Source organism: Flavobacterium phragmitis, from assembly GCF_900112575.1.
In the GTDB taxonomy this organism is placed as follows: domain Bacteria; phylum Bacteroidota; class Bacteroidia; order Flavobacteriales; family Flavobacteriaceae; genus Flavobacterium; species Flavobacterium phragmitis.
In genome coordinates this window covers 34,042-59,249 of record NZ_FOMH01000017.1, presented here as the reverse complement: position 1 = coordinate 59,249, position 25,208 = coordinate 34,042, and the positions used below count along the sequence as shown (strand labels likewise).

17 protein-coding genes are annotated in these 25,208 nt (G+C 34.8%); 8 read left to right on the top strand and 9 right to left on the bottom strand.

Annotated features, from left to right (window positions below):
* Positions 1-21: 21 nt before the first annotated feature.
* The 5 genes from BM289_RS23440 to BM289_RS23420 form a co-directional block, all read right to left on the bottom strand.
* Positions 22-402: a hypothetical protein gene (locus BM289_RS23440; protein WP_091498450.1), complete on the bottom strand. Its 381-nt coding sequence runs from the start codon at positions 400-402 to the stop codon at positions 22-24.
* 18 nt (positions 403-420) lie between these two features.
* On the bottom strand, positions 421-561 hold the full coding sequence (locus BM289_RS25535) for a hypothetical protein (protein WP_167365489.1): 141 nt from the start codon (positions 559-561) through the stop codon (positions 421-423).
* 181 nt (positions 562-742) lie between these two features.
* Entirely contained in the window at positions 743-1,342 is a 600-nt protein-coding gene (locus BM289_RS23430) for a YciE/YciF ferroxidase family protein (protein WP_091498445.1), read from the bottom strand.
* Positions 1,343-1,359: 17 nt separating this feature from the next.
* Positions 1,360-3,504, bottom strand: coding sequence for a catalase (locus BM289_RS23425; protein ID WP_091498442.1), 2,145 nt, complete (start codon positions 3,502-3,504; stop codon positions 1,360-1,362).
* Positions 3,505-3,718: 214 nt separating this feature from the next.
* Positions 3,719-6,937, bottom strand: a complete 3,219-nt coding sequence (locus BM289_RS23420; protein ID WP_091498439.1) for a CheR family methyltransferase — start codon at positions 6,935-6,937, stop codon at positions 3,719-3,721.
* 139 nt (positions 6,938-7,076) lie between these two features.
* Here BM289_RS23420 and BM289_RS23415 point away from each other — a divergent pair, with 139 nt between their 5' ends.
* Complete coding sequence (locus BM289_RS23415; RefSeq protein WP_091498436.1) at positions 7,077-7,337, top strand: hypothetical protein; 261 nt, start codon at positions 7,077-7,079, stop codon at positions 7,335-7,337.
* 290 nt (positions 7,338-7,627) lie between these two features.
* On the opposite strand, the gene BM289_RS23410 is transcribed toward BM289_RS23415, so the two are convergent.
* The 4 genes from BM289_RS23410 to BM289_RS23395 all read right to left on the bottom strand — a co-directional run bounded on the left by BM289_RS23410 (position 7,628) and on the right by BM289_RS23395 (position 12,803).
* The gene (locus BM289_RS23410; protein WP_091498433.1) at positions 7,628-10,906 is read right to left on the bottom strand and encodes a CheR family methyltransferase; all 3,279 of its coding nucleotides are present in this window, start codon (positions 10,904-10,906) and stop codon (positions 7,628-7,630) included.
* A gap of 252 nt (positions 10,907-11,158) precedes the next feature.
* The gene (locus tag BM289_RS23405; RefSeq protein ID WP_091498430.1) at positions 11,159-11,815 is read right to left on the bottom strand and encodes a DUF6766 family protein; all 657 of its coding nucleotides are present in this window, start codon (positions 11,813-11,815) and stop codon (positions 11,159-11,161) included.
* Between the two features lie 120 nt (positions 11,816-11,935).
* On the bottom strand, positions 11,936-12,130 hold the full coding sequence (locus tag BM289_RS23400) for a hypothetical protein (protein WP_091498428.1): 195 nt from the start codon (positions 12,128-12,130) through the stop codon (positions 11,936-11,938).
* Positions 12,123-12,803 (bottom strand): YgaP-like transmembrane domain, encoded by a 681-nt coding sequence (locus BM289_RS23395; protein ID WP_091498425.1) that lies wholly within the window; start codon positions 12,801-12,803, stop codon positions 12,123-12,125. The genes BM289_RS23400 and BM289_RS23395 overlap by 8 nt, the downstream gene beginning before the upstream one ends.
* Before the next feature lie 257 nt (positions 12,804-13,060).
* On the opposite strand from BM289_RS23395, the gene BM289_RS23390 reads away from it, so the two are divergent.
* From BM289_RS23390 to BM289_RS23360, 7 genes are all read left to right on the top strand, one after another.
* The gene (locus tag BM289_RS23390) at positions 13,061-13,330 is read left to right on the top strand and encodes a hypothetical protein (protein WP_208610279.1); all 270 of its coding nucleotides are present in this window, start codon (positions 13,061-13,063) and stop codon (positions 13,328-13,330) included.
* Positions 13,331-13,405: 75 nt separating this feature from the next.
* Complete coding sequence (locus BM289_RS23385) at positions 13,406-13,843, top strand: hypothetical protein (RefSeq protein WP_091498420.1); 438 nt, start codon at positions 13,406-13,408, stop codon at positions 13,841-13,843.
* A 468-nt stretch (positions 13,844-14,311) separates the two neighbouring features.
* Positions 14,312-17,050: a substrate-binding domain-containing protein gene (locus tag BM289_RS23380; RefSeq protein ID WP_091498417.1), complete on the top strand. Its 2,739-nt coding sequence runs from the start codon at positions 14,312-14,314 to the stop codon at positions 17,048-17,050.
* A gap of 230 nt (positions 17,051-17,280) precedes the next feature.
* Positions 17,281-18,639 carry a sugar porter family MFS transporter gene (locus tag BM289_RS23375; RefSeq protein WP_091498413.1) on the top strand — a complete coding sequence of 453 codons (1,359 nt, stop codon included), beginning with the start codon at positions 17,281-17,283 and terminating at the stop codon, positions 18,637-18,639.
* The gene (locus tag BM289_RS23370; RefSeq protein ID WP_091498410.1) at positions 18,602-20,218 is read left to right on the top strand and encodes a glycoside hydrolase family 32 protein; all 1,617 of its coding nucleotides are present in this window, start codon (positions 18,602-18,604) and stop codon (positions 20,216-20,218) included. The genes BM289_RS23375 and BM289_RS23370 overlap by 38 nt, the downstream gene beginning before the upstream one ends.
* A gap of 168 nt (positions 20,219-20,386) precedes the next feature.
* Positions 20,387-23,488 (top strand): SusC/RagA family TonB-linked outer membrane protein, encoded by a 3,102-nt coding sequence (locus tag BM289_RS23365; RefSeq protein WP_091498407.1) that lies wholly within the window; start codon positions 20,387-20,389, stop codon positions 23,486-23,488.
* A gap of 14 nt (positions 23,489-23,502) precedes the next feature.
* On the top strand, positions 23,503-25,194 hold the full coding sequence (locus tag BM289_RS23360; RefSeq protein ID WP_091498404.1) for a RagB/SusD family nutrient uptake outer membrane protein: 1,692 nt from the start codon (positions 23,503-23,505) through the stop codon (positions 25,192-25,194).
* Positions 25,195-25,208: the final 14 nt, after the last annotated feature.

The window sequence follows — 25,208 nt, the reverse complement described above, 5'->3', positions numbered from 1 at the left end:
AACAAGACGGCTTTCGTGTTTTTAAAGATTTCGATCTGGATTTGTTCCTTCTTCGTCATCTAGGTTTCCTAGATCTTCATTGTCCAACTCGTCGTTGTCAATTTCATCGTCATCAAAGTCGTCTTCCAATTCATCATTGTCAAATTCATCGTCCAATTCGTCGTTGTCCAGTTCATCTGTGGCAAATTCATCAATATCTGATTTTTCATTGCCAAGATCTTCATTATCAAATTCAGTAGTGCCAAATTCTTGGCTTTCTAGATCATTTGCATAATCAGGTTCAGCATTATCGGATATGGAATGATCTGCTGGTGGCGCATCAATATCTGGATCTTCGTATCGTTCTTTATTTTGAAAATCCTGATCTTCCAGATCGTAATTTTCTCTTTCTTCAATTTTCATAATACAATTTTTTAAATGTTACTTTTTGGTTGAGCCTGTTTCTTTTTTCGAATCCGAAGCAGGTTTAGAACCGCCTTTTGAAGCTGTTTCTTTTTTATCAGTTTTTTTGTCTGATGCCTTAGCACTCTCAGTGCTTTTTTTGGTGTTTGAAGTTGTCATAATATATTTTTTTAATTTGTTAATAAGCCAAATGTACACGGACTAAAAATCAATATTTTATATAAAATGGCACTTCTAATTGTATAATTAACAGCTGGTTATTCTTTTAAAATAAAAAAAACACCTGTTTAAAATACAGGTGTTTTCAAGTAATAAAAAAAGTAAAAAATAGAAGCATTTTTTATTCTGCAGCCACAATATTTACCAAATTCAATGCTACGTCGTTTAGTAAACAATCTGCTTCTTTTTCTTCTGCAAGCGTTTGGGTTAGTAATTTGGCAACATCATTTTCGCCAATTGTTTTTGCAAAAGCTACTAAGGTTCCATAAGTAGCAATTTCATAATGTTCGATTTTTTGCGAAGCGGCGATTATGCCAGCATCTCTTACTGCGCCGGGAGTCGTTTCCAAAAGAATGCTGTCTCCTTCTTTTAATAAACCCGCCATCGCTTCGCATTTTTTTCCTTCGGCTTTTTCTCCTAATAAATCAAAGACCTGTTCCAATCTAGAAACCTGATTTTGAGTTATTGAAATATGCTCTAAAATAGCTCCTGAAAGCCCTGCTGATGAAGCATTATCTGCCATTTTGGGCAATGCACCAACCAACGCATTTTCTGCCCAATAAATGTCCTTTAAACTGTCAATAAATAAATCTTTCAATTCTGCAGCAGCATCTGGTGATGGTTCTACAAAATTTACTTTAGCATTGTTTTTAATATCTTTTGTCTGACTTGCTTTTGGTTTTGCAGCATTCGTCTGACCTTGTTTTTCTGAATTTTTCATTTTTATATTCTTTTTGATTAATTGTACAAGTTTGGTTCGCGCTGCCAAAAACGATGTTTGGTCATGGCGTTTATAAATTCCTGAGCAAATGTTTCGCTGGCAATTTCGCTAGTTACAATAACGCCTTCATCATCATTTGTAATTTTTGAAGCAAATGGTGCAGCATTAATTATTTCTGAGGCTTCACCATCGGCACCAATTACTTTGCAGTGTTTGTAGGCATCGTTCAAGTATTCAAGAGCATCTTCATTTTCTGCCAAAGTATTTAATCCTAGTCCATGTGGCACATAAACAGCATCAAACAAAACGGATGAAGCAGTCAGGAAACTGAATTCTGCCGCAATTGCTCCATCGTTATCTGTTGTAACAGAACCTAAATGCGGTGCAATGACACAGCCTTTGGCACCAGCTTTTTTCAGTGCATTTTTCATGTTCATTACAGCGCCTTCTGAAACGCCGTCCGTTACTAGAATTGCTACTTTTCTGGATTCGATTGTTGGTGAATTGGTTGGATTATTAACCATACTTAAAGCTTGAGACGATTCAACTGAAGATTGAACCGTTTTGGGTTCCTGAGTTCCTGCTTCTTCTATTTCTGGAGATACTCCTTTGTTTATTGGTGTTTCTAATACTGTCGGAACTTTTGCCCCAAGTCCCTGCGCTACTTTTTGAGCAAGTTCTACATCAACTTGTTCCAATAATCCCAGCATTCTGACTCTGATCGCTGTTGTTTCTACTTTTCCAAGTTCAAAGCGCAGTGCTTTTACAATATGGCTTTTTTCTTCAGGCGTCTGGCTGTTAAAAAACAATTTGGCCTGACCAAAATGATCGTTGAAACTTTCGCTTCTGGCTCTTACTTTATGCGAGTCAACACGTTCGTTGAAACTTGCAAAACCTCCTTCGGCAATTTTTGCCTGATACGGGCATCCTCCTCCAAGTGAATTTGGAGAATAACTTACACGTCCTTTGTTGATTTCCTGACGCATATGTCCATCACGCTGATTGTTGTGAACGGGAGCAATGCTTCTGTTGATTGGTATTTCATGAAAATTAGGGCTTCCTAATCTCGATAATTGCGTATCGGTATAAGAAAACAATCTTCCCTGCAAAAGCGGATCGTTGGAAAAATCAATTCCTGGAACAACATGACCGGGATGAAAAGCAATTTGTTCGGTTTCGGCAAAGAAGTTTTCAGGGTTTTTGTTCAAAACCATTCTTCCCACAATGGTTACGGGAACTAATTCTTCGGGAACAATTTTTGTTGGATCTAAAAGGTCAAATTCATATTTGTGTTCGTCTTCGGCTGGAATAACCTGAATGCCCAATTCCCATTCAGGGAAATTTCCTGTTTCAATGGCTTCCCATAAATCCTGTCTGTGGAAATCAGGATTTTTTCCTGAAATTTTCTGTGCTTCATCCCAGGCAACAGCGTGAGTTCCTAATTTAGGTTTCCAGTGAAATTTAACAAAAACCGATTCTTCCTGAGCATTTACCAATCTAAAGGTATGAACACCAAAACCTTCCATCATTCTGTAGCTTCTCGGAATAGCGCGGTCTGACATTACCCACATAATCATGTGCATAGATTCCGGCATTAGCGAAATAAAATCCCAAAAAGTATCATGAGCCGAAGCTGCCTGAGGAATTTCGTTGTGCGGTTCTGGTTTTACGGCATGAATAAGATCTGGAAATTTCGAAGCATCCTGAATAAAAAATACAGGAATATTATTGGCTACTAAATCGTAAATCCCTTCCTGCGTGTAAAATTTCACGGCAAATCCTCTAGCATCTCTCGCAAGATCGGTAGAACCTCTTGATCCTGCTACGGTAGAAAATCGAGCAAAAACAGGTGTTATTTGTCCTTTTTCCTGAAGGAAACCTGCTTTTGTCAATTCTGGAATTGGATTAGTTACTTCAAAAAAACCGTGTGCACCCGAACCACGTGCGTGAACGATTCTTTCGGGGATTCGCTCGTGGTCAAAATGCGTAATTTTTTCTCTTAAAATAAAATCTTCTAATAATGATGGCCCACGATCTCCAGCTTTGAGCGAATTGTTATCATCGTTAATTTTAACGCCTTGATCTGTGGTTAAAATTTTGTTTGTTCCATCGGAGGTATTGATGGATAAATCTCTTTGTTTTTCGTCTTGAAAATTTTTCATGGTGTTTCTTATTAGTTAAAACTTTAAAATAATTACAGCCTATCTTTAAGATTTATAGGTAGTTGCTGACCGTAATTTATCAAGTGTTTCAAATTTAATTTTTGCATAAATGTGTTTTTTATACAATTGCAAATGATAATTCTAGAATTACCACAAATGGTTGTAAAACAAAAAAATCTCCATTTCTGGAGATTCTTGTTTTATAGATTTGATTTTAAACGGGGAGATAGATGTAAGCTATTGTCCCTTTGTTGGGTTCACTTGAAAGTTTAATAAATCCTTTATGATTGTGCACGATTTTTTGAACTAATGTTAGTCCGAGTCCGCTTCCGTATTGTTGGTCACTTGTGTTCAATTTATAGAAAGGATTAAAAATAAGGGTTTCAAAATTTTTTGGGAAACCAATTCCGTTATCGCTAATAAAAAGTTTGATATATTGTGTGTCGGGATTGGCTCCAAAATCTATTAATTCATCAGGAGCAACTTCGGCTACGCCAATTTTGATTTTCGGACTTCTTTCTTGTTTGGCATATTTGATGGCATTAGAAATCAAATGAGTCAAAAGCTGCTGCATTTGCGAAGGAATAATGCGAAGCGATGGCAGCGTGCTGTACTCTATTGTTGCTTTCTGCTTGCTTATGTTGTCTTTTAAGTCGGATAGTACTTTTTTTAGCACAATATTCAAATCTGTTTTTTTAAACTCTTTCTGTCCAAAATTTATTTTCGAATAATCAATTAGATCTTCCATAAGCTGATTCATATTTACAGCCGAAGTCAACAAGCGGTTTAAATTGTGTTTTCCAGATTCCGTCAGCGTTTTTTCGGAATCTAAAACTTTTTTCCCAAACATATAAATTTTGCGAATTGGCTCTAATAGATTATCACTTGCCGCTATCGTAAACGATTCCAATTGTTTGGTATAATTATGAAGTTCCAGATTTTTTTTTCTTAAAGATTCATGGCTTTGTTCTAAATCAGTAATATCTTCCAGCGCTATTAAGATCATTCCGTTTGAATTAGCATTTACAATTGGAGTGGCGTTAATGAGCATTATTTTTTTTCCCTGGATATCAAAGTCAAACTGAATTTTGAAATTTTCTACAACCTCATTACGGCTTGCCTTTTTCAGTACAGATTCTCTAAATTCTGGTATATCCCAATGGGAATTTCCTATATCGAATATCGAAAGCCCTTCTGTTTGTTCTTCAGTGATTTTAAAATAGTTGTAAAAAGCAGGATTGGCACTTTTAATGATAAAATTTTTATCAATAATAAGAAGCGGTTCTTTAATGGTATTGACAATAGATTCGTAATAATTACGCATAGAATCTATTTCTTCCCGACGATTTTGGAGTTCATCATTTAAACAGGAAAGTTCCTGATTATTAGACTGCAATTCCTGAGCAGAGTTTTCAAGCTGTTGGTTTATCAGCATCATTTCTTCGTTTGAGCTTACCAATTCTTCGTTTGTAGTCTGCAATTCTTCGAAATAAATCTGCTGTTCTTCAGTAACTCTTTTAAAATCGCCGCGAAGTTGCAGCAGTTCTTTCTCCATTTCCAGCGAATGATGATTACTGGAATCTGCTGAAGCAATAGGTTTTTTACAGAATATAATAAGCAGTAAATCAGCATAAGCAGGAAGGTAAATAATTTCGAATGAAGTTAAAAAAGACTGCTTTTTCAAGGCGATAAAATCTCCAGAAAAGTTCTTTTTTTCGTTTCTGGCTTTTAAAATGTTATTTCTAAGTTCAAAACCCCATTCCTCACGAACCATATTCAAAATATTGAAACTGGGTTTTCCGGGTGCAGGCTGTAAAAATGGACTGGTATCACCATGGAAATGAACAATTTCAAGATCTTCGTTAATGATTACCGCGGCGGGTGAATAATGCTCAAGCAGAATATCTGAAGCAATTTTTCTATAGTTTGTTTCAGGGTCACTGCTTTCATTTATTTCCCGAGTGTTATAATCAGTTCTTGTTATTTTTTTTGGTAGAAACTGCTCCACTGTTTTACGAGTGTAAATCCTATTCAATTTGTCGACAGTTGTAAATAAGTGCGGAACGTGTTGTGTCCATTCCGGTTTTCCCAAAAACAAAAATCCTTTGTCACGAAGCGCATAGTGAAAAGATGCTAATACCTGATTCTGCAAATCGGTATCAAAATAGATTAAAACATTGCGGCAGGAAACAAAATCAATTTTGGCAAAAGGGGCATCTTTTGTTAAATCGTGAACGGCAAAAACACACATATCCCGAATAACTTTATTGACATGAAAGCTGTTGTCTCTTTTGGTAAAGTATTTTTCAAGTCTCTTTTCGCTTATATTTTTGATGTCTTGTGCCGTATAAATGGCTAATCTTGCTTTCGAAATACATTTTTCAGACAAATCCGAAGCGATGATCTGCACCTTGATATCGTTTCTGTTGATTTCTTCCAAATATTCGTGAATACAGATTGCAAGGGAATAGGCTTCTTCTCCTGTAGAACAACCAGCCGACCAAAATCGTAAAGTTGAATTGGATAGGTTTTTAATCAAAGAAGGAAAAATGCTTTGGCACAAATCATCAAAAGCCTCCTGATCTCGAAAAAAATAAGTAACCGAAATCAATAGATCATCAAACAAAAAATCTTGTTCTTTGGTATTGTTCCGCAACAAGATAAGATATTTTTCGAAGGTTTCCTGTTTGGTAACCACCATTCTTTTTGCAATTCTTCTTCGTAGTGTTGTATGTTTATAATGATGGAAATCTGTACCGGTTCTTAAAAATAATATTTCGATTATTTGATGCAGCAGTTCCTGTTCGTCGGGTGTTGATTCTTTTTCCCCGTAAGAATGCGTTACTAAGTTCCGTTCATGAATTTGCATTAGTTTATCAGCAATATCATCTGGTGGTGTAAAATAATCGATGTATTCAGAAGTTACCGCATTTTGAATAAATGCTTTTTTTGACAAAACAGCCATTGTTGATCCGCCAGCTTCTTTCAGTTTTTTAAGACCTGTAGAGCCGTCAAAGGGCGACCAGGTTAATATTAAACCAATCGAATAACTTTTAAAAGTATTTCCGACGGCTTCAAAAAACAGATCGAAACCGTTATTGGTTTTACTGCCTCTAATTAGAGGTTTTAATTGTAATATTCCGTCCTTGTAAATCAGAAAATTATTTTCAGGAATGACATAAATATGGTTGGATTTTAAGTCAATGTGATGAACGATTTCGGTAACTGGTATTTTGGTTTGTGTTGCAAGTAAATCTGCAAGGTTAGGAGTCTGAGCGACTGAAAAATTTTCAAAAATAAGATATGCTCTTCCTGAGTCTGACGGCAGATCAGATATTATTTTTTTTAATACATCAATTTCAGCGGAAGAACTTCCTATTGCTGTTACTGGAAAATTAGAATTTGATTGATTTATTAATTCATTTGTTTTCATTTTTAATGAGGGTTTATGGCAATCCTATTAATTTAAATGTTTTTAGGTGTAAATGTTTGATATTTAAAACGATAAAATTGAAGTTAAAACAAATAAGCATTGTTTTGAAAATCAAATTATTAATTAAAAGAAATGAATTATGAGAAATTTAATTGCAAGCTTTTGTATAATCCTGTTTTTTGGGTTTGCATCTGCGCATGAAACTCCTGTTAAGAAAAAACAAAGTACAGACACTATTCACAGTAAAAAAAGCAAACACAAAACTAGTACGCAGAAAAGCATCACTACAAAGAAAGATACAGTCAATAGACAGCGTACTGAACAGAAGGGAAAAACCACTAAGTCTAAAGAAAATACGACTCAGCAGGGTAGAGATACCATTAATAGAACAAGACCGTAATGGTATGGATTTGTTCTGTTGGATAAAGTCTATTTTAGTATCTAAAGTAAACTTTGTTCCCTTTATTTCACACTAATAACTTCTGTTTTAAATTGCCGTAATAGATGCTGTAGTTCACTCTTTGGACTATTTTATCAGGCGATTACAGAAATGCTATAATTAAATTGAACGTTCAAATAATTCATTCCATCTCTTTAATTATAAATATAAACCTACTTTTTTGAAATTTTTATTATAATTGATTAAAAGACTTTCATAATTCCCATTATAATTATGAAATGACTATTTGGTTATGAAGGAAGATAAATGCTCATAGTCGTTCCAATATCAATTTTACTTGATGCTTTGATAAAACCATTGTGGTTTGAAACTATTTTTTTAACCAGAGTTAAACCTAGTCCACTTCCTGCGTATTCACTTTTACCATGAAGTCTGTAGAAAGGCTCAAAAATTCTGTTTTCGAAATCCTTATCAAAGCCGATTCCGTTATCAACTACATTAATTTTGACGTATTCTGTTTCAGGATTTCCTCCAAGATTTATGATTTCTTCCGAAGAAGCTTTCGTTGTTTCTATCGTGATTTCAGGCGCTACATTTTCTTTAGAATATTTAATCGAATTTAGAATCAGGTTGGTAAGCAATTGTTGTATTTGAAAAGCGATTACATTTACCGAATAAGCTGTAATATCAACTGTAACCACCGCTTTCTTTTCATCAATGGAATCTTTGATATCGTTTAAAGTTTTTTTGACCAGAAGATTAAAATCGGTCTTTTTAAATTTTTTTTCCGTAAAGTTTATTCTGGAATAATTGATAAGATCGGCAATGAGCTGATTCATATTTTTTACCGAATACATAACACGCTGCAGATTGTGTTTCCCATTTTCCGACAAACCAATTTCTTTTTCAAAAATTCGCTGACATAGCATGTGAATTTTATTAAGAGGTTCCTGCAGATCATGGCTTGCCGACGAAGTGAAGTTTTCCAACTGTTCGTTGTAGATTTGCAATTCTGCATTTCTTTTATTTAATAATTCATTTGAAGCCACTAAATCTGTAATATCTTCAAATGCCAGAAGTATCATTCCGTATGGTTTGGTGTTCTGTATTAAACGTGCGTTTACCATCAACGTTTTCTTTTCAGTGCCATTGCAGAGAATCTGTAATTTATAATCTTCAATGGTCTGCTTCTGAACGAGCATTTTAAAAATTAAATCTTTAAATTCTGGAATATCCCATTGACAATTTCCAATTTCAAAAAACGAAAATCCTTCCGTGTCTTTTTCAGCATAACCAAAATATTTATAAAAAGACGGATTGGCACTTTTTACATTGTAGTCTTTGTCAATAATAATTAAAGGTTCTCTGATAGTTTGTACAATAGATTCCGCATAATGGCGCATCGAAAGCAACTGTTCCTGACGATCTAAAAGTTCATCATTGGTACACATCAATTCCTGATTATTGGATTGCAGTTCTTCAGTAGAAGTTTCCAATTCCTCATTCATAGCCTGAAGTTCTTCTGTACTGCTTAATAATTCTTCATTGGTTGTCTGAAGTTCTTCAAAAGCAATCTGCTGTTCTTCTGTAACACGTTTTATATCTTCACGTAATTGTGATAATTCTTTTTCGAGTTCTATAATTCGAAGTTGATCGACACTTTTTTTATCATTTTTTGAATTGGAATCGGTTTCTGGAATGGGACTTTTATAAAAAAGTATCATAAGATGTTCCTCATCATTCAAAAGGGGCAAAATTTCAACAGAAGCCTGATAATTTTGGTCTTTTACAGAAAGATTTTCTAAAATGATATTTTCTTTATTCTTTCTAATTTCTGAAATAGCATTGCGAAGTTCAAAGCTGATTCCTTCACGCGCCATTTTTAGGATATTGAAATTGGGCCTCCCGGGTGCTGGCAGTAAAAAAGGAGAGGTATCTCCATGAAAGTGAACAATTTCCAAATGCTCATTTACAATAACACTTGCAGGTGTATATCTTGAAAATAAGATGTCATCGGCAACTTTTCTGAAATCGGTTTGCGGATTACTGCTTTCGTATGTTTTTAATTTATTGCTTATTGCATTAGAAGGTTTGAATGCCTGAGGTACATAACGGGCAGGTGTGAATTTTTTTGAGTAAATTTTATCTTGTTTGACTACAGTATCAAATAAATTGGGCACAATATTGGCTGATTCCGACTTTCCAAGAAATAAAAAACCTTTTTCTTTAAGAGAATAATGAAAAGAACCCAATACTTTTTCCTGCAGGAAATTAGTGAGGTAAATCATAACATTACGACAGGAAACCAAATCGATTTTGGCAAACGGAGGATCTTTAATAAAGTTATGTGTCGCAAAAATGCACATATCGCGAATTATTTTATTGACATGATAATGACCATCGCGTTTTGTAAAATAGCTTTCTAATCTCGTTTCAGAAATATATTGTACATCTTGTGCGGAATAAATGGCAGATCTCGCCTTTGCTATGGATTGCTCCGAAATATCAGAAGCAAAAATCTGTACTTTTATATCTGTTATATTATTAGCGGACAAATACTCGCATATAATAATAGCCAAAGAATAAGCTTCTTCACCAGTTGAACATGCTGCTGACCATAAGCGCAAAGTATTATTGGTGCAATTGTGCACTAACTGCGGTAAAACGGTTTTGGAGAGAGATTCAAAAGAATCTTCGTCCCTGAAAAAATAGGTAACAGGAATTAATAAATCATTAAAAAGAAGATTCTGTTCATTTTTATCGTTACGAAGAATGGTGTAATAATCGCTCATGGTTTCTTTTTTCAAAACCAGCATTCTGCGGGTAATACGCCTTCTTATGGTTGGTTTTTTGTAATTAAAGAAATCATTTCCCGTTTTTTGCAGAATAAGATTCAAGATTTGATGAAGCACGTCTTCTTCCTTTTTAGAAATATGTTCTTCATCGCTGTAGGCATGATTGCTTAGATAACTTTTACGGATGTTGGTTAACTCAAAAGCAATATTTTCCGGAGCCAGAATAAAATCGACCGCAGTTCCTTCAATGGCATTTTGAGGCATTGTTTTAAAAGTTGCCGTTTCAGGATTCTGAACAATGGTTATACCGCCAAATTCTTTAATTTTTTTTAATCCGTGAGTACCGTCAAGTGTTGTACCGGAAAGAACAACACCAACGGCAAAACTTTTATAAACTTGGGCGATTGCCTCCAAAGAAAGATCAATATTATTACTGATTTTATCAATGCGTTTAATGGCATGCATTTTTAGAACACCTTCTTCTGCCGTAATATAATTGTTTTCAGGAACCACATAAATATGATCAGACTGAAAATCTATTTTATTTACAATCTCAACAACAGGAATCTTTGCTAACTTCGATAAATCAGCTGTAAGATTGTTTGTATTATTTGAGGATAAATGCTGTAAAATAAGATAAACAATACCCGAATCTTTAGGAATCTGCGAGACTATTTTATATAAGGCTTCTAATTCTTCCGCAGAGCATGCAATGGCTGTCAGGGAAAAGTTTGGAGAAATGTTTTCAGTTAAAGCAGTATTTAGAAAGGTCATTTATATTATTAAATCAGAAGGTGTAAATTACTTAGTGATTTGTATACTTGTAATTTTTAATTTAAAGATACTATAATTTTTAACTTTTGTCTTTTAATTTTGAGAAAATGCATATTAAATATTTATTTCCTTCACTCTAAATAAGCTGTAAATGTGGTCTAATCTGCATGCTTACAATGTCAAATCTTTTAGGGGACGCTATTATAAAAGTCTCATGTTTCAATTTAACTTGAAAAAAGTAAATCAAGACAGTTACTCTCCGGTTTCCATATGCGGTGCATCGACTGGTTTGGATTGTGAAGAACCTATTTGGCGGAAATAAATGGATAGCATGATTATAGCAAAAACAGAAAGAAATTCGCTCTGCCAGTTTTGAAATGATTCAAACCAAAATCTTGAATTTTGTATGTAGGATGAAACACTTTCCAAAGGTTTTCCTTGGAGAAGCAGTTTTTCGTTTTCGTCTTTTAAACTTCCGTAGAAATGAATTATAAACGAAATAACGAATAACAAAAGTAGTATTATAGTTAAGGAGTGTTTGTAAAGCTGCAAAATTAAACCGCCTTTTTTAACAGCCCACGGTGCATCTTTTCGATTTGGGTCAGGTTCTCTGTCAACTTCCTCGGGTTCATCTATTTTTTTGGATTCTGACGATCCTTTTTGTTTTAAGGAAATTGTAAGAACAACAAAAAGTGCCATTTGAAGAAATTCACTTTCCCAGTTTTCAAAAGTGGACTCGAAGAAATGTCCTGAAGTGAGATAGGAACTTAGGGAAATTATTTTTCCACCTTCTTCAATCAATTCTTTATTATGTTCTTTAAAACCTAAAAATATCTGTCCTATTAGAGCGCCAATGAAAAGTAGTATAAAACAGATCGATAATCCATTGTTTTTAAAAAAGGTTTTCATTTTTGATTTGTTTACAAATGAATTATGTAAACATTTTTAGGAATGGCTACATAATTCAATTTTGATTTATAAATTAAGAAAAGAATAAATTTTATAATTCAAATATTTAAAGTTTTTGAACTATTGATCAGCAGGAATAAGCAGCGAGTCCATAAATTTTGCTGTTATAATGTTTCCTTCATCATCTTCCCACTGTGTCACTACATTTTCTATTAGTTCAGGTTCAAAACCAATTACTTTCATGACGGGGCCGCCAAATTCCTGACGAACTTCCTGTCCTTTTTTTAATGCAATATCCATACTCTGTTTATTCATTGGATTCCAAGTGTTTTTTTAAACTCAAAATATCCGCTTCCACTAATTTTTCAAAATACGGATTCAGTAATTTTGCCGCACTTTCTCCTGCAATTCCAAGTGGCGCATGGTAAGAAATTGTAATATCAAGTTCTGTGGCAGTATGGCCATGAGCTTTAAAAATCACTTTGCCGGCATTTCTAATTGTGGAGCCATCAACAGAAAACCAGCTTAAAAGTTTATCTTTTCGATCTTTAGCAATTTTAGCGATCCAGCTTATTGATCCAATTCCGCCAGGTCCTTTTGCTGTCCATTCAGATGTATTCTCATCAATAGTTTTAATACCTGAAAGATGGCTCATAAATTTAGGCAGGTTTTCAAGATTACGCCAGAAATCATATACTTCGCCTACAGGCTTATTAATCACAACGTTCAATCTTATATTAACATTAGATGCTTTGTCATTCATTAAATGTCCTGCGGCATCATAAACGGGACAGTATCCAGAAATACCTCTTAGAAGCATTGCGCCACCTGCACCTGCTTTTGAGATGCTTTTCTTTTCTTTAGATAAGGCGCTATATAATAAATAAGCTCCGCTGGTTACCATTAAAACTCTTTCTAATGTCGAAACGTTTTTCTTTAATACAGATTTTGATTTTTGTGCTTGCTGAGTTATCGCTGTTGTATTCATATTAATCTTGTTTAAATTGTTAATAATCAATTTTTTATTAAAATTAAGGTCTTGTAAAAACTTTTTTTTACAGGATTTTAAACATTGATTACACAATTATGTGAATCGTTACTAAATAAGATGTAAAATGTATTTGATTCTTGTAAACCATTTCTATAATTATGTAAAAACACTGTTTGTAAGGACTTTACATTTGATTTTATTACAAACTAAAAAAATATGGTATTATGAAAAAGTTATTTAGATTTAAAGTTTTAATGTTACTTCTTTTAATAGGATTGACATCAGCGTGTAAAAAAAATGAAAACAACACTGTAGATCCACAGCATAATTATGAAACGGATAGTATGGATATGTCAGTTGATACTATTGGGCCTGCTGTGGACTCTTCTGCGACAATGAACCAGAATCAAAATGGTACAAATGGTACAACAGGAGCTACTGGAGAGGGAGCTACTGGATCAGGAACTGATGGTTCAAAACAAAAAGGGAATCAAAATGTTAGAACAGATTCAATTAAAAAATAGTTAGTCCTTCAGAGAAGCTCATCTATAAATATCAATTATGGGGAGAGCTTTATTTATTAAACTAAAATCAGTGTTATGAAATTATCTAAAGAAATAATTAACGGCTTTTTGATATTTGCAGGGATAGCATTATTTTTCCTGTTGATGGAGGTTTTAAATCTTTCCAATCTGTTTTACTTGAGATTGCTCAATGTTCTTTTCATTTTTTATGGTGTAAACAGAACATTACAGATGAATTTGGCTGAAGGTAAAAATGAATTTGTTCCAAATGCAATCTCAGCTATGGTTACTTCGTTTACAGCTGTGGTAATTAGTATTGTCGCACTGCTTATTTACAGTTACGCAAAGGGAGGAGACCAATATGTCAAATCATTGTCAGAAGCCTTTATGTTTGGTGGTCAACCTTCGGTTGCAAATTACTGTCTTTCCTTGTTTTTTGAAGGAACTGCTTCGTGCGTTATTGTCACGCTTTTATTGATGTTGTACTGGAATAATAAATATGTGGCAGATTAAATTAAACAAGCATTTCAATAAAAAATAAACCCTGAAAGAATCTTACAGAATTCTTTCAGGGTTTATTTTTTTGAAACTTTTTAGATTTGATGATGATTTTTTTAAAGTGACCTCAACAGAACAAATTAAAACATTTTTTTTTGAATGATTTAAAGAAATTAGCTCACTATACGTAATGGCTTGTCTTTCATCTGGTTTTATAAATTTGGTTTAGATGTCTCGTCGTGGATTCATGGGAAAATTTATTTGATTCTAAATTGATTAAATGAATATTAGTATTTTTATTATATCGCATCAGATATATCGTTTGCTCATTTGTGTACATGAAATAAAAGTTTAATTTTACTTTTTAAACCATACAGCTTTTCTCCTTGTCTTTTAAAAAATAATCCTTCCTAATTATTTAGACAAACGCGATTTAAGAATGCATTTTAAGTGCTTATTTTTTATTTACAAAATCCAAAATTCATGTATCAATTTGTAAAATATATTTTGATGCTCTTTTTAGCATCTTTAAGTTTAATCTCCTGTAAACAAAAACAGGGTGACAAAATTAGAGTTGGTTTCTCACAGGCGATGACGACCGATGATTGGCGCAAGCAAATGAATAGTTCAATAAAAATTGAAGCTTCCTTGCATCCTGAAGTAGATTTAACAATCAAAGACGCCAATAATAACGTTGCGAAACAAATCGAAGATATCGAGCGTTTTATTTCGAATAAAGTGGATGTTATTATTGTATCGCCAATCCAGTCCAAACCTTTAACGGCAGTTGTAGAAAAATCGATAAAAGCGGGAATTCCTGTTCTTGTTGTCGATCGAAAAATTGAAGGGGAAAGTTATACGGCTTATCTTGGAGCCGATAATATTGAAATTGGCCGAATCGCTGGTCGTTACATTATCTCGCACAGTAAAGGTTCCGGTAATATTATAGAAATCACAGGCGCCAGCGGATCATCTCCAGCTTATGAAAGAACACTTGGTTTCAATCAGATTATCAACGAAAGTAAGCGTTTTAAGATTGTAAACACCATTCAGGGCGACTGGGAAAAAGAATCTGTTAAGGCGCCTTTGAAGGCAATTCTGTTGCAAAATCCAAATATTGAATATATTTTCGCTCATAACGACAGAATGGCCTTAAGCGCCTGGGAAACTGCCAAAACCCTCGGGCTTGAAAAGAAAATCAAGTTTATTGGCGTGGATGCCCTGAACTCTGTAAATGGAGGAATTGAATTGGTAAAAAGTGGCGTTCTTGATGGAACGATTTTATATCCAACCGGAGGAAATGAAGCGCTGAAGCTGGCACTAAAAATGTACAACAAAGAGTCAATTTCGAGAAACAACATTCTGAATACGATTGTTATTGATAAGAACAATGCTGAAATTATCGAAAACCAAATGGATAAAGTCGATCAGCAACAGTTGGTTATCGAATCGCAGCAAGGAGCAATCAAAGTACAGGAAAGAGAATATGCTTCGCAAAATAATTTGGTAAGATTGCTTAGTTTTTTTCTTGTAATTATTTTGAGCTTAACGATTTACAGTATTTATTCTACAATTTCGATTTCAAAAAAGAAAAAACAACTGGAAAGAATCAATCAAACTGTAATTGACCAGAATAATGAAATTCAGGAAATGGCTCAGATCGCAGCTAAAAGCAATGAAGCAAAACTGAATTTCTTCACTGGACTTTCGCATGAATTTAAAACGCCTATTACGCTAATAATGAGTTATGTGGAATCGTTAATCGAAAATGAGAAAATTAAAGGTACCGCATTGATAGATGAAGTAAAACTGATTCACAAGAACTCAAACAGATTGCTTCGTTTGATCAATCAATTACTGGATTTTAGGAAAATTGAAGAACAAAAGTTTACGCTGAGAGCTTCCAATACAAAGATTTACGATTTCACAAATGAAGTCATGGCAAACTTTAAAGGCGAAGCGGCCCGAAGAAATATTGATTTTCAATTGGTTTGTAAAAACAAAAATCTGGAGCTGTTTATTGATCGCGGTTTAATGGATAAAGTGTATTTCAATTTATTGTCAAATGCCTTTAAATTTACCCCGGACAATGGTAAAATTAGTATTTCAATTGTCGAAAATCAGGATAATACAGTCAAGATACATTTTAAAGATTCCGGAATTGGAATTCCTGATGATGAACTTTCAAATGTGTTTGATCCCTTTTTCAGGGCTTCAAATAACAATAAGAATAGTTCAGGAATCGGGCTTCATCTCTCAAAAGAGTTTGTGCTTTTGCATCAGGGAACGATTGAATTGAAATCAAAACAAGGCAGTGAATTTGTGATTACCTTATTAAAAGGAAGCAGTCATTTGCAACCAGCACAGATTACTCACAAAGTGGAAAACCTAACCAGTATTCCAAGTTTAATAACCGATAATTTAAACATAGAACCCGATTTAAAAAATTCAAACCCAATTTCTGATGCTGAAAAACATTCGCTATTAATTATAGAAGACAATGTAGATCTGGTTAACTTTTTGAAAGCAAAACTTTCCAATGAATATGTAGTTTATAATTCGGACGGAAGCGATGCGATTGAAAAGGCTTTAGAAATTATTCCAGACATTATTATCTGTGATATTAATTTAGTTGATAAAGACGGTTACGAAATTAGCAAAGAACTAAAGAAAGATCTTCGTTCTTCACATATTCCTATTATAATTCTAACGGCTCAAAGCAATAAAGAATCGGTTCTAAAAGGGTTGCAGAGTGGAGTAGATCAATATTTGACAAAACCTTTTAGTCTTTCAATTCTAAAACAATCGCTATCGAGTTTGCTTTTCAACAGAGAAAAACTACGTTATTATTACACCAATAATATTTACAGAGTTGAACCTGAATCTAAATTTGGAAATCAGGAACAGTCCTTTATTACCAAAATGAATGACATTATTAAAAAGAATGTCGAAAATCCAAAGTTTTCAGTTGAAGATTTGGCGGACAAATTGTGCGTTTCGAGAGTTCAGCTGTATCGAAAGGTGAAAGCAATTATTGGAATTAATATTAGCGATCATATTAATAATGTCAAATTAGAGAAAGCCGCAGAACTTTTGAAGGCAAATGAGATGAATATTTCTGAAATTGCGTACTCATTAGGTTTCTCTTCTCCAAACTATTTTTCTACAGCCTTTAAGAATAAATTTGGAATTTCTCCTAAAGAATATAAAACGTCAAGCTAATTTGTCTTTAAAATTGTTTCATTTAAAGTATCAATTTTGAAGGTTATGTAACATAATTGAAACTACATGGTTTTCGTAAAAGTTTTTTAATTTGCGTAAAACCTTGTAAATAAAGGTTTTGGATTTAAAATGCTAAACTATCAATATTTATAGAAATAAATTGTAACATCATTAAAAATAAGTTGTTTTTTTTGCAGATATCTTAGCAACAAGTTTTTAATACATGTACAATGAATAAGATATTGATTTGGTCTGTTACTGCTGCACTGGCAGGTTTTCTTTTCGGTTTTGATACCGTAGTTATTTCTGGAGCTGATAAACAATTACAGCTTCTGTGGCACTCGTCAGATGCCTTTCATGGTTCAGTTGTTATGGCAATGGCATTATGGGGAACTGTAGTTGGTGCAATCTTTGGAGGAATCCCAACTAATAAAATAGGACGTAAAAAAACGTTGTTCTGGATTGGAATTTTATATTTCGCTTCAGCAATCGGTGCCGCTTTCGCTAATGACCCGTTTGTTTTTGCTGCCTTTAGATTTATTGGAGGTTTAGGAGTTGGTGCTTCTACTATTGCTGCTCCGGCTTACGTATCAGAAATTGCTCCGGCAGACAAACGCGGAAGATTGGTAGCCTTGTATCAGTTTAATATTGTATTAGGAATTTTAATTGCTTTTATATCTAATTATTTTCTAAAAGATATTGGCGAAAATGCCTGGAGATGGATGATTGGCGTTCAGGCAATTCCTTCTCTAATTTATATTCTTTTTATTTTGACTATTCCCGAAAGTCCAAGATGGCTTTTGTCTAAAAACCGTGACGAAGAAGCGCGTAAAGTTTTGTATGCAATAGATCCAACGGCAAATATTTCCGACTTAATAGACGATTCCCGTGAAAACGGTGTTGCCAAACACGAAAACATTTTCATGAAGAAATATCGTTTCCCTTTAATTCTGGCTTTCTTAATTGCCTTTTTCAATCAGTTTTCAGGAATTAATGCATTTCTATATTATGCGCCAAGAATTTTTGAAGAAGCCGGATTGGGGCAGAATACAGCGTTGTTAAGCAGTATCGGAATCGGAGTTACAAATCTTATTTTCACCTTAATTGGTGTGGCATTAATCGACAAATTAGGAAGAAAGTTGTTAATGTACATTGGTTCTGTTGGATATATTATCTCACTCGGATTAGTATCGGCTTCTTTTTATTACAATTGGGGAGGTTTATCGGTTCCTATTTTTCTTTTCCTTTTTATTGCTTCACATGCAATTGGTCAGGGTGCGGTAATTTGGGTTTTTATTTCCGAAATATTCCCAAATCATATTCGCGCATCCGGACAAGCATTTGGAAGTTCCGTACATTGGGTTTTGGCAGCTATTATTCCGTCTTTAATTCCGATGTTGTTCTCAGAAATCGGCCCCGAAGTTGTATTCCTTATTTTTACATTGATGATGGTATTGCAATTATTATTTGTAATGTTTTTAATGCCGGAAACAAAAGGACTCTCTTTAGAAGCTTTAAGCGAAACACTAACTAACAAAAACAACCACAAAAATGAAATCAAAGAAACATCTGCCGTTAGCTCTTTATAGTGCCGTTTTACTGTCGATAGCAGGATGTAAACCCTCTTCTGCAGTAGCGCAAACTGCTAGTGTTGCGGTATCAAGCGCGGCAGAAGAACAAATGTATCGCCCAAACTTTCATTTTACGCCAAAAAAAGGCTGGATGAATGATCCCAACGGAATGTTCTTTGCCAACGGATATTATCATTTGTTTTACCAGCATTATCCTGATGGAAACACATGGGGACCAATGCATTGGGGACATGCGATTTCTAAAGATTTAATTAAATGGGAAGAACAGCCAATTGCACTTTACCCAGATAAAGACAAATATATATTTTCAGGAAGTGCTGTTGTCGATACGGAAAACACATCTGGCTTAGGAACAGGAAAAACAGCTCCGATTGTTGCCATTTATACGTTGCATGATATGACAAAGGAAAAAGCAGGCAAAATGGATGTGGAACAGCAGGATATTGCTTTTTCTAACGATAATGGTTTTACATGGCAGAAATTTGAGGAAGGAAATCCTGTCGTGAAAAACCCTGGAATTAGAGATTTTAGAGATCCAAAAGTATCCTGGGACAAGACACATAAACAATGGATCATGGCTTTGGCTGCACAGGATCGAATACAGTTTTACAAATCGTCAAATCTGAAAAATTGGGAATTTGCATCTGAATTCGGAAAAAATATCGGTGCTCATGGCGGCGTTTGGGAATGTCCTGATTTCTTCGAAATAAAAGTGGAAGGAACAAAGGAAACCAAATGGGTTTTAATAGTAAATCTGAATCCCGGCGGACCAAATGGAGGTTCCGGAGTTCAATATTTTGTTGGCGATTTTGATGGAAAAACATTTACTATGGACGCCGGTTTTGCTGAAAGAGTACAAAACGAAAAAGCAGTTTGGGCAGATTATGGAAAAGATAATTATGCAGGAGTGACATGGAATAATATTCCATCTTCAGACGGAAGAAGATTATTTATCGGATGGATGTCAAACTGGGAATATGCACAGCAGGTTCCAACAACGACTTGGAGAAGCAGCACCACAATTCCGCGCGAACTGCAATTGGTAAAAAAAGGAAACCACTATAATTTGGAGAGTAAACCAGTAAGAGAATTAAATAATTATGTTGCTAAAACTCTTAAAGTGCAAAGTTTGAACGGAAAAGGAACTTTAAAAGTAATCGAAAGCGGAAAAGCAGATTTAACAAAAGCCGTTATTAGTCTGGATTTAAAAAACCTGAAGCAGGACGATTATACTTTTACACTTTCAAATGCAAATGGAGAATCTTTAAGTTTTGGTCTAAACAATAAAGAAAATTATTTGTTCATTGATCGTTCTAAAGCCGGAAGAATTGATTTCTCAGATAAGTTTGCTTCAAATGTAAGTAAGTCGTTTTTGGAGGGAAGCCAAAAAAGTGCTGCTTTTAAAATTATTTTGGATAAAACTTCAATTGAAATTTTTTATAACAATGGAGAGAAAGTGATGACGGAGATCTTTTTCCTGAACAAACCATTTTCAGCCCTTACTATTTCTTCAAAGCAGAAAATAGAACTAAAAAATGGGATTATTCAAGTATTGGACATTAATAAAAAGCAATAAGAAAATCGAATAGAATTTTTCTAATTCAATCCAAAAACAAATCGTACAACCGTAAGAAGGATAATCTCTTTCAGGCTCGTTGCATCTATTTGCAAAATAAAAAAACTGCTAGGGAATGGCAGTAAAACATCACTAACTATTAAAATAACCTTAACCAAACCAAAATTTATGAGAAATAAGATTTTTTATTTTCTATTTTTCTTTTTTCCAATGCTCATGATAGCACAGGAAAACGGAATAAAAGGAACGGTAATTTCATCTGATGACGGAATGCCACTTCCAGGTGCCACAGTAATGATTTCGGGAACCAATACCAGTTCGGTTACCGATTTTGACGGGAATTTTTCCTTTCCCAGCGTTGCTTCAGATGCTGTACTTGTAGTTTCTTTTGTAGGTTACAGTCCGCAATCCATTTCAGTTAAAGGGCAAAAAACAATCAACATAACGCTGAAAGTCGATAACAATCAACTGAATGAAGTTGTGGTAACAGGATACTCTAAACAAAAGAAAACGGATATTACAGGGGCAGTTGCCGTTGTGAACATGAAAGACGTTATGAAACAGCCGGAGCCAAACCCAATCAAAGCTTTGCAGGGAAGAATTGCCGGAGTAAAAGTGTCGTCTGATGGCTCGCCAAGCGGAGGAAATACCAAAGTGGTCATTCGTGGTGTTGGAACTTTGAACAATACAGATCCGCTTTATGTAATCGACGGAATGCCAACCAAATCGGGAATGCACGAATTGAATCCTAATGATATTGAGACTATTCAGGTTTTAAAAGATGCTTCTTCAGCAAGTATTTACGGTTCTAGAGCTTCAAACGGTGTAATTATCATTACAACCAAAAAAGGAAAAGAAGGAAAAATGAGAATCAATTTCAGTACGTATGCCTCATTTTCTGATTATTCAAGAAAGTTGGATGTGCTAAATGCAAACCAGTTTGGACAGGCACTTTGGCAGGCAAATATTAACGACGGATTGAATCCGAATAATAACAATTTGCGTTATCAGTTTGACTGGTCAGTAAACAACAATAAACCGCAATTGAACAAAGTTTTGGTTCCGGAATATTTAGATGCTCAGCAAACGCTAAAAGCTTCAAATACCGATTGGTATGATGCGATTTCTCAAACCGGAGTTGCCAATTCTTATGATTTATCGGTTTCAAATGCTTCTGAAAAAGGGAATTATGTTTTCTCTTTAGGATATTACGGAAATGAAGGGGTGGTAAAAACGACTGATTTCGAAAGAATTTCTGCCAGAATGAACAGTTCATACAAGTACTTTGACGGAAAATTAGTTATTGGCGAAAATTTCAGTTTAAACCGCACAAACGAAGTTACAGATCCAGGTGTTTTAGATCCTGCACTTAGAGCTTTACCAATTATTCCAGTACACACTGTAGATGGAATAGGTTGGGGAGGACCTGTTGGGGGAATGAACGACAGACAAAATCCGGTTCGTCTTTTAGAATATAATAAAGACAACAAATACGATTATTTGCGCCTTTTTGGTAACGCTTACGCGGATTTGGAAATCATTAAAAACCTGCACATCAAAACCAGTTTCGGAATGGATTATGGTTTTTATAAAAAACGTACGCTGCAAAGAAGTTACAAATCGGGTTATCTCCAAAATGATCAGACTTCTGTAACTATCGATCAGTCAATAAGTGATAAATGGACTTGGACGAATACTGCGATTTATAGTTTAAACTTTGGAAAAAGCAATCTGAATTTGATGGCGGGAACGGAGATGTATAAAGATACTTATGATACAAACACGTTGCGTAAAAATGACTTTTTGATCGAAACGCCGGATTATATGTATCCGGATGCAGGAACAGGAGAATCTTTTACCAGCGGAACTTCAACCGTATATTCTTTGCTTTCATATTTTGGAAAAGCAGATTACGAGTTTGATAATCGTTATCTAGTTTCGGCTACTATTCGCCGTGACGGTTCTTCTCGTTTTGGTAAAAACAATCAGTTTGGGACATTTCCAGCAGTTTCTGCAGGATGGAGAATCAGTAATGAGAATTTCATAAAAGATAAAATAACTGCTATTTCTGATTTAAAATTAAGAGCAGGATGGGGGCAAACGGGTAATCAGGAAATCAGTAATACAGCGGTTTACTCGTTATATCTGGCAAGTTACGCAGGCGGAAGCCCAACTTGGGCAACTTCTTTTGGAACGGCTTATGATATTGCAGGAAACGGAAACGGATTGCTTCCGTCTGGTTTTATCGCAACGCAGTCAGGAAATGATGATTTAAAATGGGAAACTACAACACAGACCAACGTTGGTTTGGACTTTGGTTTATTCAAGCAAAAACTAAGCGGTTCTGTAGATTATTATATCAAAAAAACAGATGATATTTTGGTATTGCCACCGTATTTAGGAGTTATAGGAGAAGGTGGAAATCGTTGGGTAAATGGAGCTTCAATGGAAAACAGAGGTTGGGAATTTTCTTTAGGGTATCATGACGAAACTTCATTTGGACTGAAATATGATATTTCTGGTAATATTTCGGCTAACAGAAATAAAATGACCAAATTACCAGATGAAGTTAAAAACAATTATGGTGGCGATGGTCTAAACGATAATATCTTGGGACGCCCAATTAATTCAATGTATGGTTACGTTACTGATGGATTGTTTACAAGTCAGGATCAGGTTGATAATTCGCCAATTCAGGAAGGAAAAGGACTTGGTAGAATTCGCTATAAAGACTTAAATGGAGATGGCGTAATTACAGACAAAGACCGCACATGGATTGGAAACCCAAATCCAGGATTGCTGTACGGTATCAATTTAAATTTGTCTTATAAAAACTTTGATTTTACTACTTTTTGGGAAGGTGCGACAGATGTTGATGTCATCAATAACACAAAGTATCAAACTGATTTCTGGAGTGTCGATGATGTGGGATCAAATAAAGGAACCCGTCTGCTGAATGCTTGGTCTTTGGATAATCCAAATTCAACTATTCCAGCTTTGACAACGGTTGACAGAAATGCAGAATCAAGATTCTCGACTTATTATGTAGAAAATGGCAGTTACCTTAAACTTAGAGTTTTACAGTTTGGCTACAGTCTACCAAAAGATTTATTGAAAAAATTAAGCATGGAAAGTTTCAGGTTTTATATCAGCGGTCAGAATCTATTGATTCTTGATGCGAAAAGCTTCACGGGAGTAGATCCTGAAAATGCAGGTTTTGGATATCCGCAGCCAACAACTTTTACTGCTGGTCTTAATTTTACTTTATAATAAAAGATTTAAAAATGAAAAAAATACTATATATAGCAGGATTTGCAGTGTTGGGTTTCTTTGCTTCCTGTTCCGATTTTTTAGAGAATGATCCACGTGGCGTGTTGTCAGAAAAAGATATTGTTACGCCTGAGAATGTTGAAGGATTTATGAATGCGGCTTATGCACAGTTAGGAAATGACCATTACGATTCTCCGTATAGTTTATGGCCGTTTGGGAATGTTCGTTCAGATGATGCCTACAAAGGCGGAAGCGGTACTAATGATATTCAGGATTTTCACTTTTTTGAAGTATCCAATAATATCCGTCCAGATTTTGGCGAATTGGATAGTTTCTGGTACATCAGTTATGTTGGTGTTTCAAGAGCCAATAAAGCATTGAAAGCTTTGGAACAAATCTCAGAAGCCGATTATCCATTGAAGAAAACACGAATGGCTGAAATGCGTTTTTTGAGAGGACATTTTTACTTCATGCTGAAAATCATGTTCAGAAATGTACCTTATATTACCGAAGATATTCCGGTTGAAGATTATAAAACGATTTCAAACAAAGCGCTTTCAAACGAAGATCTTTGGAGTAAAATCGCTGAAGATTTTCAGGCAGCGGCCGATAACTTGCCAGATACGCAACCAGAAGTTGGACGTGCCAATAAAAAAGCAGCTTATGCATATTTGGCAAAAACAAGATTGTATCAGGCGTATACGCAGGATGAAACATTTAAAGTTACAGGAATCAATCAGCAGCATTTGCAGGAAGTAATTGCAGCAACGGATAAAGTAATTGGAAAAGCGTCTTTAGAACCAGATTTTGCCAACAACTTTTTACCGGGAACTTATGAAAACGGACCGGAATCTATTTTCTCGATTCAGTTTTCAGATAATGACGGAACGCTTTATGGAAGATTGAATTTTTCAGACGTTCTTTCTACACCGCAAGGTTTGGGCTGTTGTGATTTTCATAAACCTAGTCAAAACCTAGTTAATGCTTTTAAAACCGGAGCAAATGGTTTACCTGAGTTTGATACATACAACAATGAAGATTTTGATTATAAAAATATCGATGCCAATACAGTTGATCCAAGATTGTATCATACCGTAGCGATGCCTGGTCTGCCGTATAAATACGATCCTGAATTTCTATATGTTGAAGCTTGGGTAAGATCGCCTGGAACTTACGGATATTATGCTTCATTAAAAGAAAACGTTGCCCCAAACTGTAGCTGCGTTGTAAATATTGATCCGTTTTACGGAAATTCTAAAAACAGAATTCAGATTCGTTATGCCGATGTGATTTTGATGCGTGCCGAAGCTTTGATTGAATTAGGAAGACAATCTGAAGCTTTGCCGTTAATTAATGAAATCAGAGAAAGAGCAGCGCAGAGTACAGGAAGATTGCCATATGTGAGCAACTTCAAAATTAGTACTTATGTTGACGGAATCAATTGCAACTGGACACAGGATTTTGCACGTAAAGCTTTGCGTTGGGAACGTCGTTTAGAATTGGCAATGGAAGGAAGCCGATTCTTTGACCTTGTTCGTTGGGGAATTACAGATCAGGTTATGAATGATTTTTATGCAAAAGAAAAAACAAAACGTACCTATTATCAAGATGCTTTTTTTGATGCGCACAAAGAAGAATATTGCCCAATTCCGTTGAAGCAAATTAATTTCAGTCAGGGATTGTACAAACAGAATCCAGGTTATTAATCTTTAAAAAATCA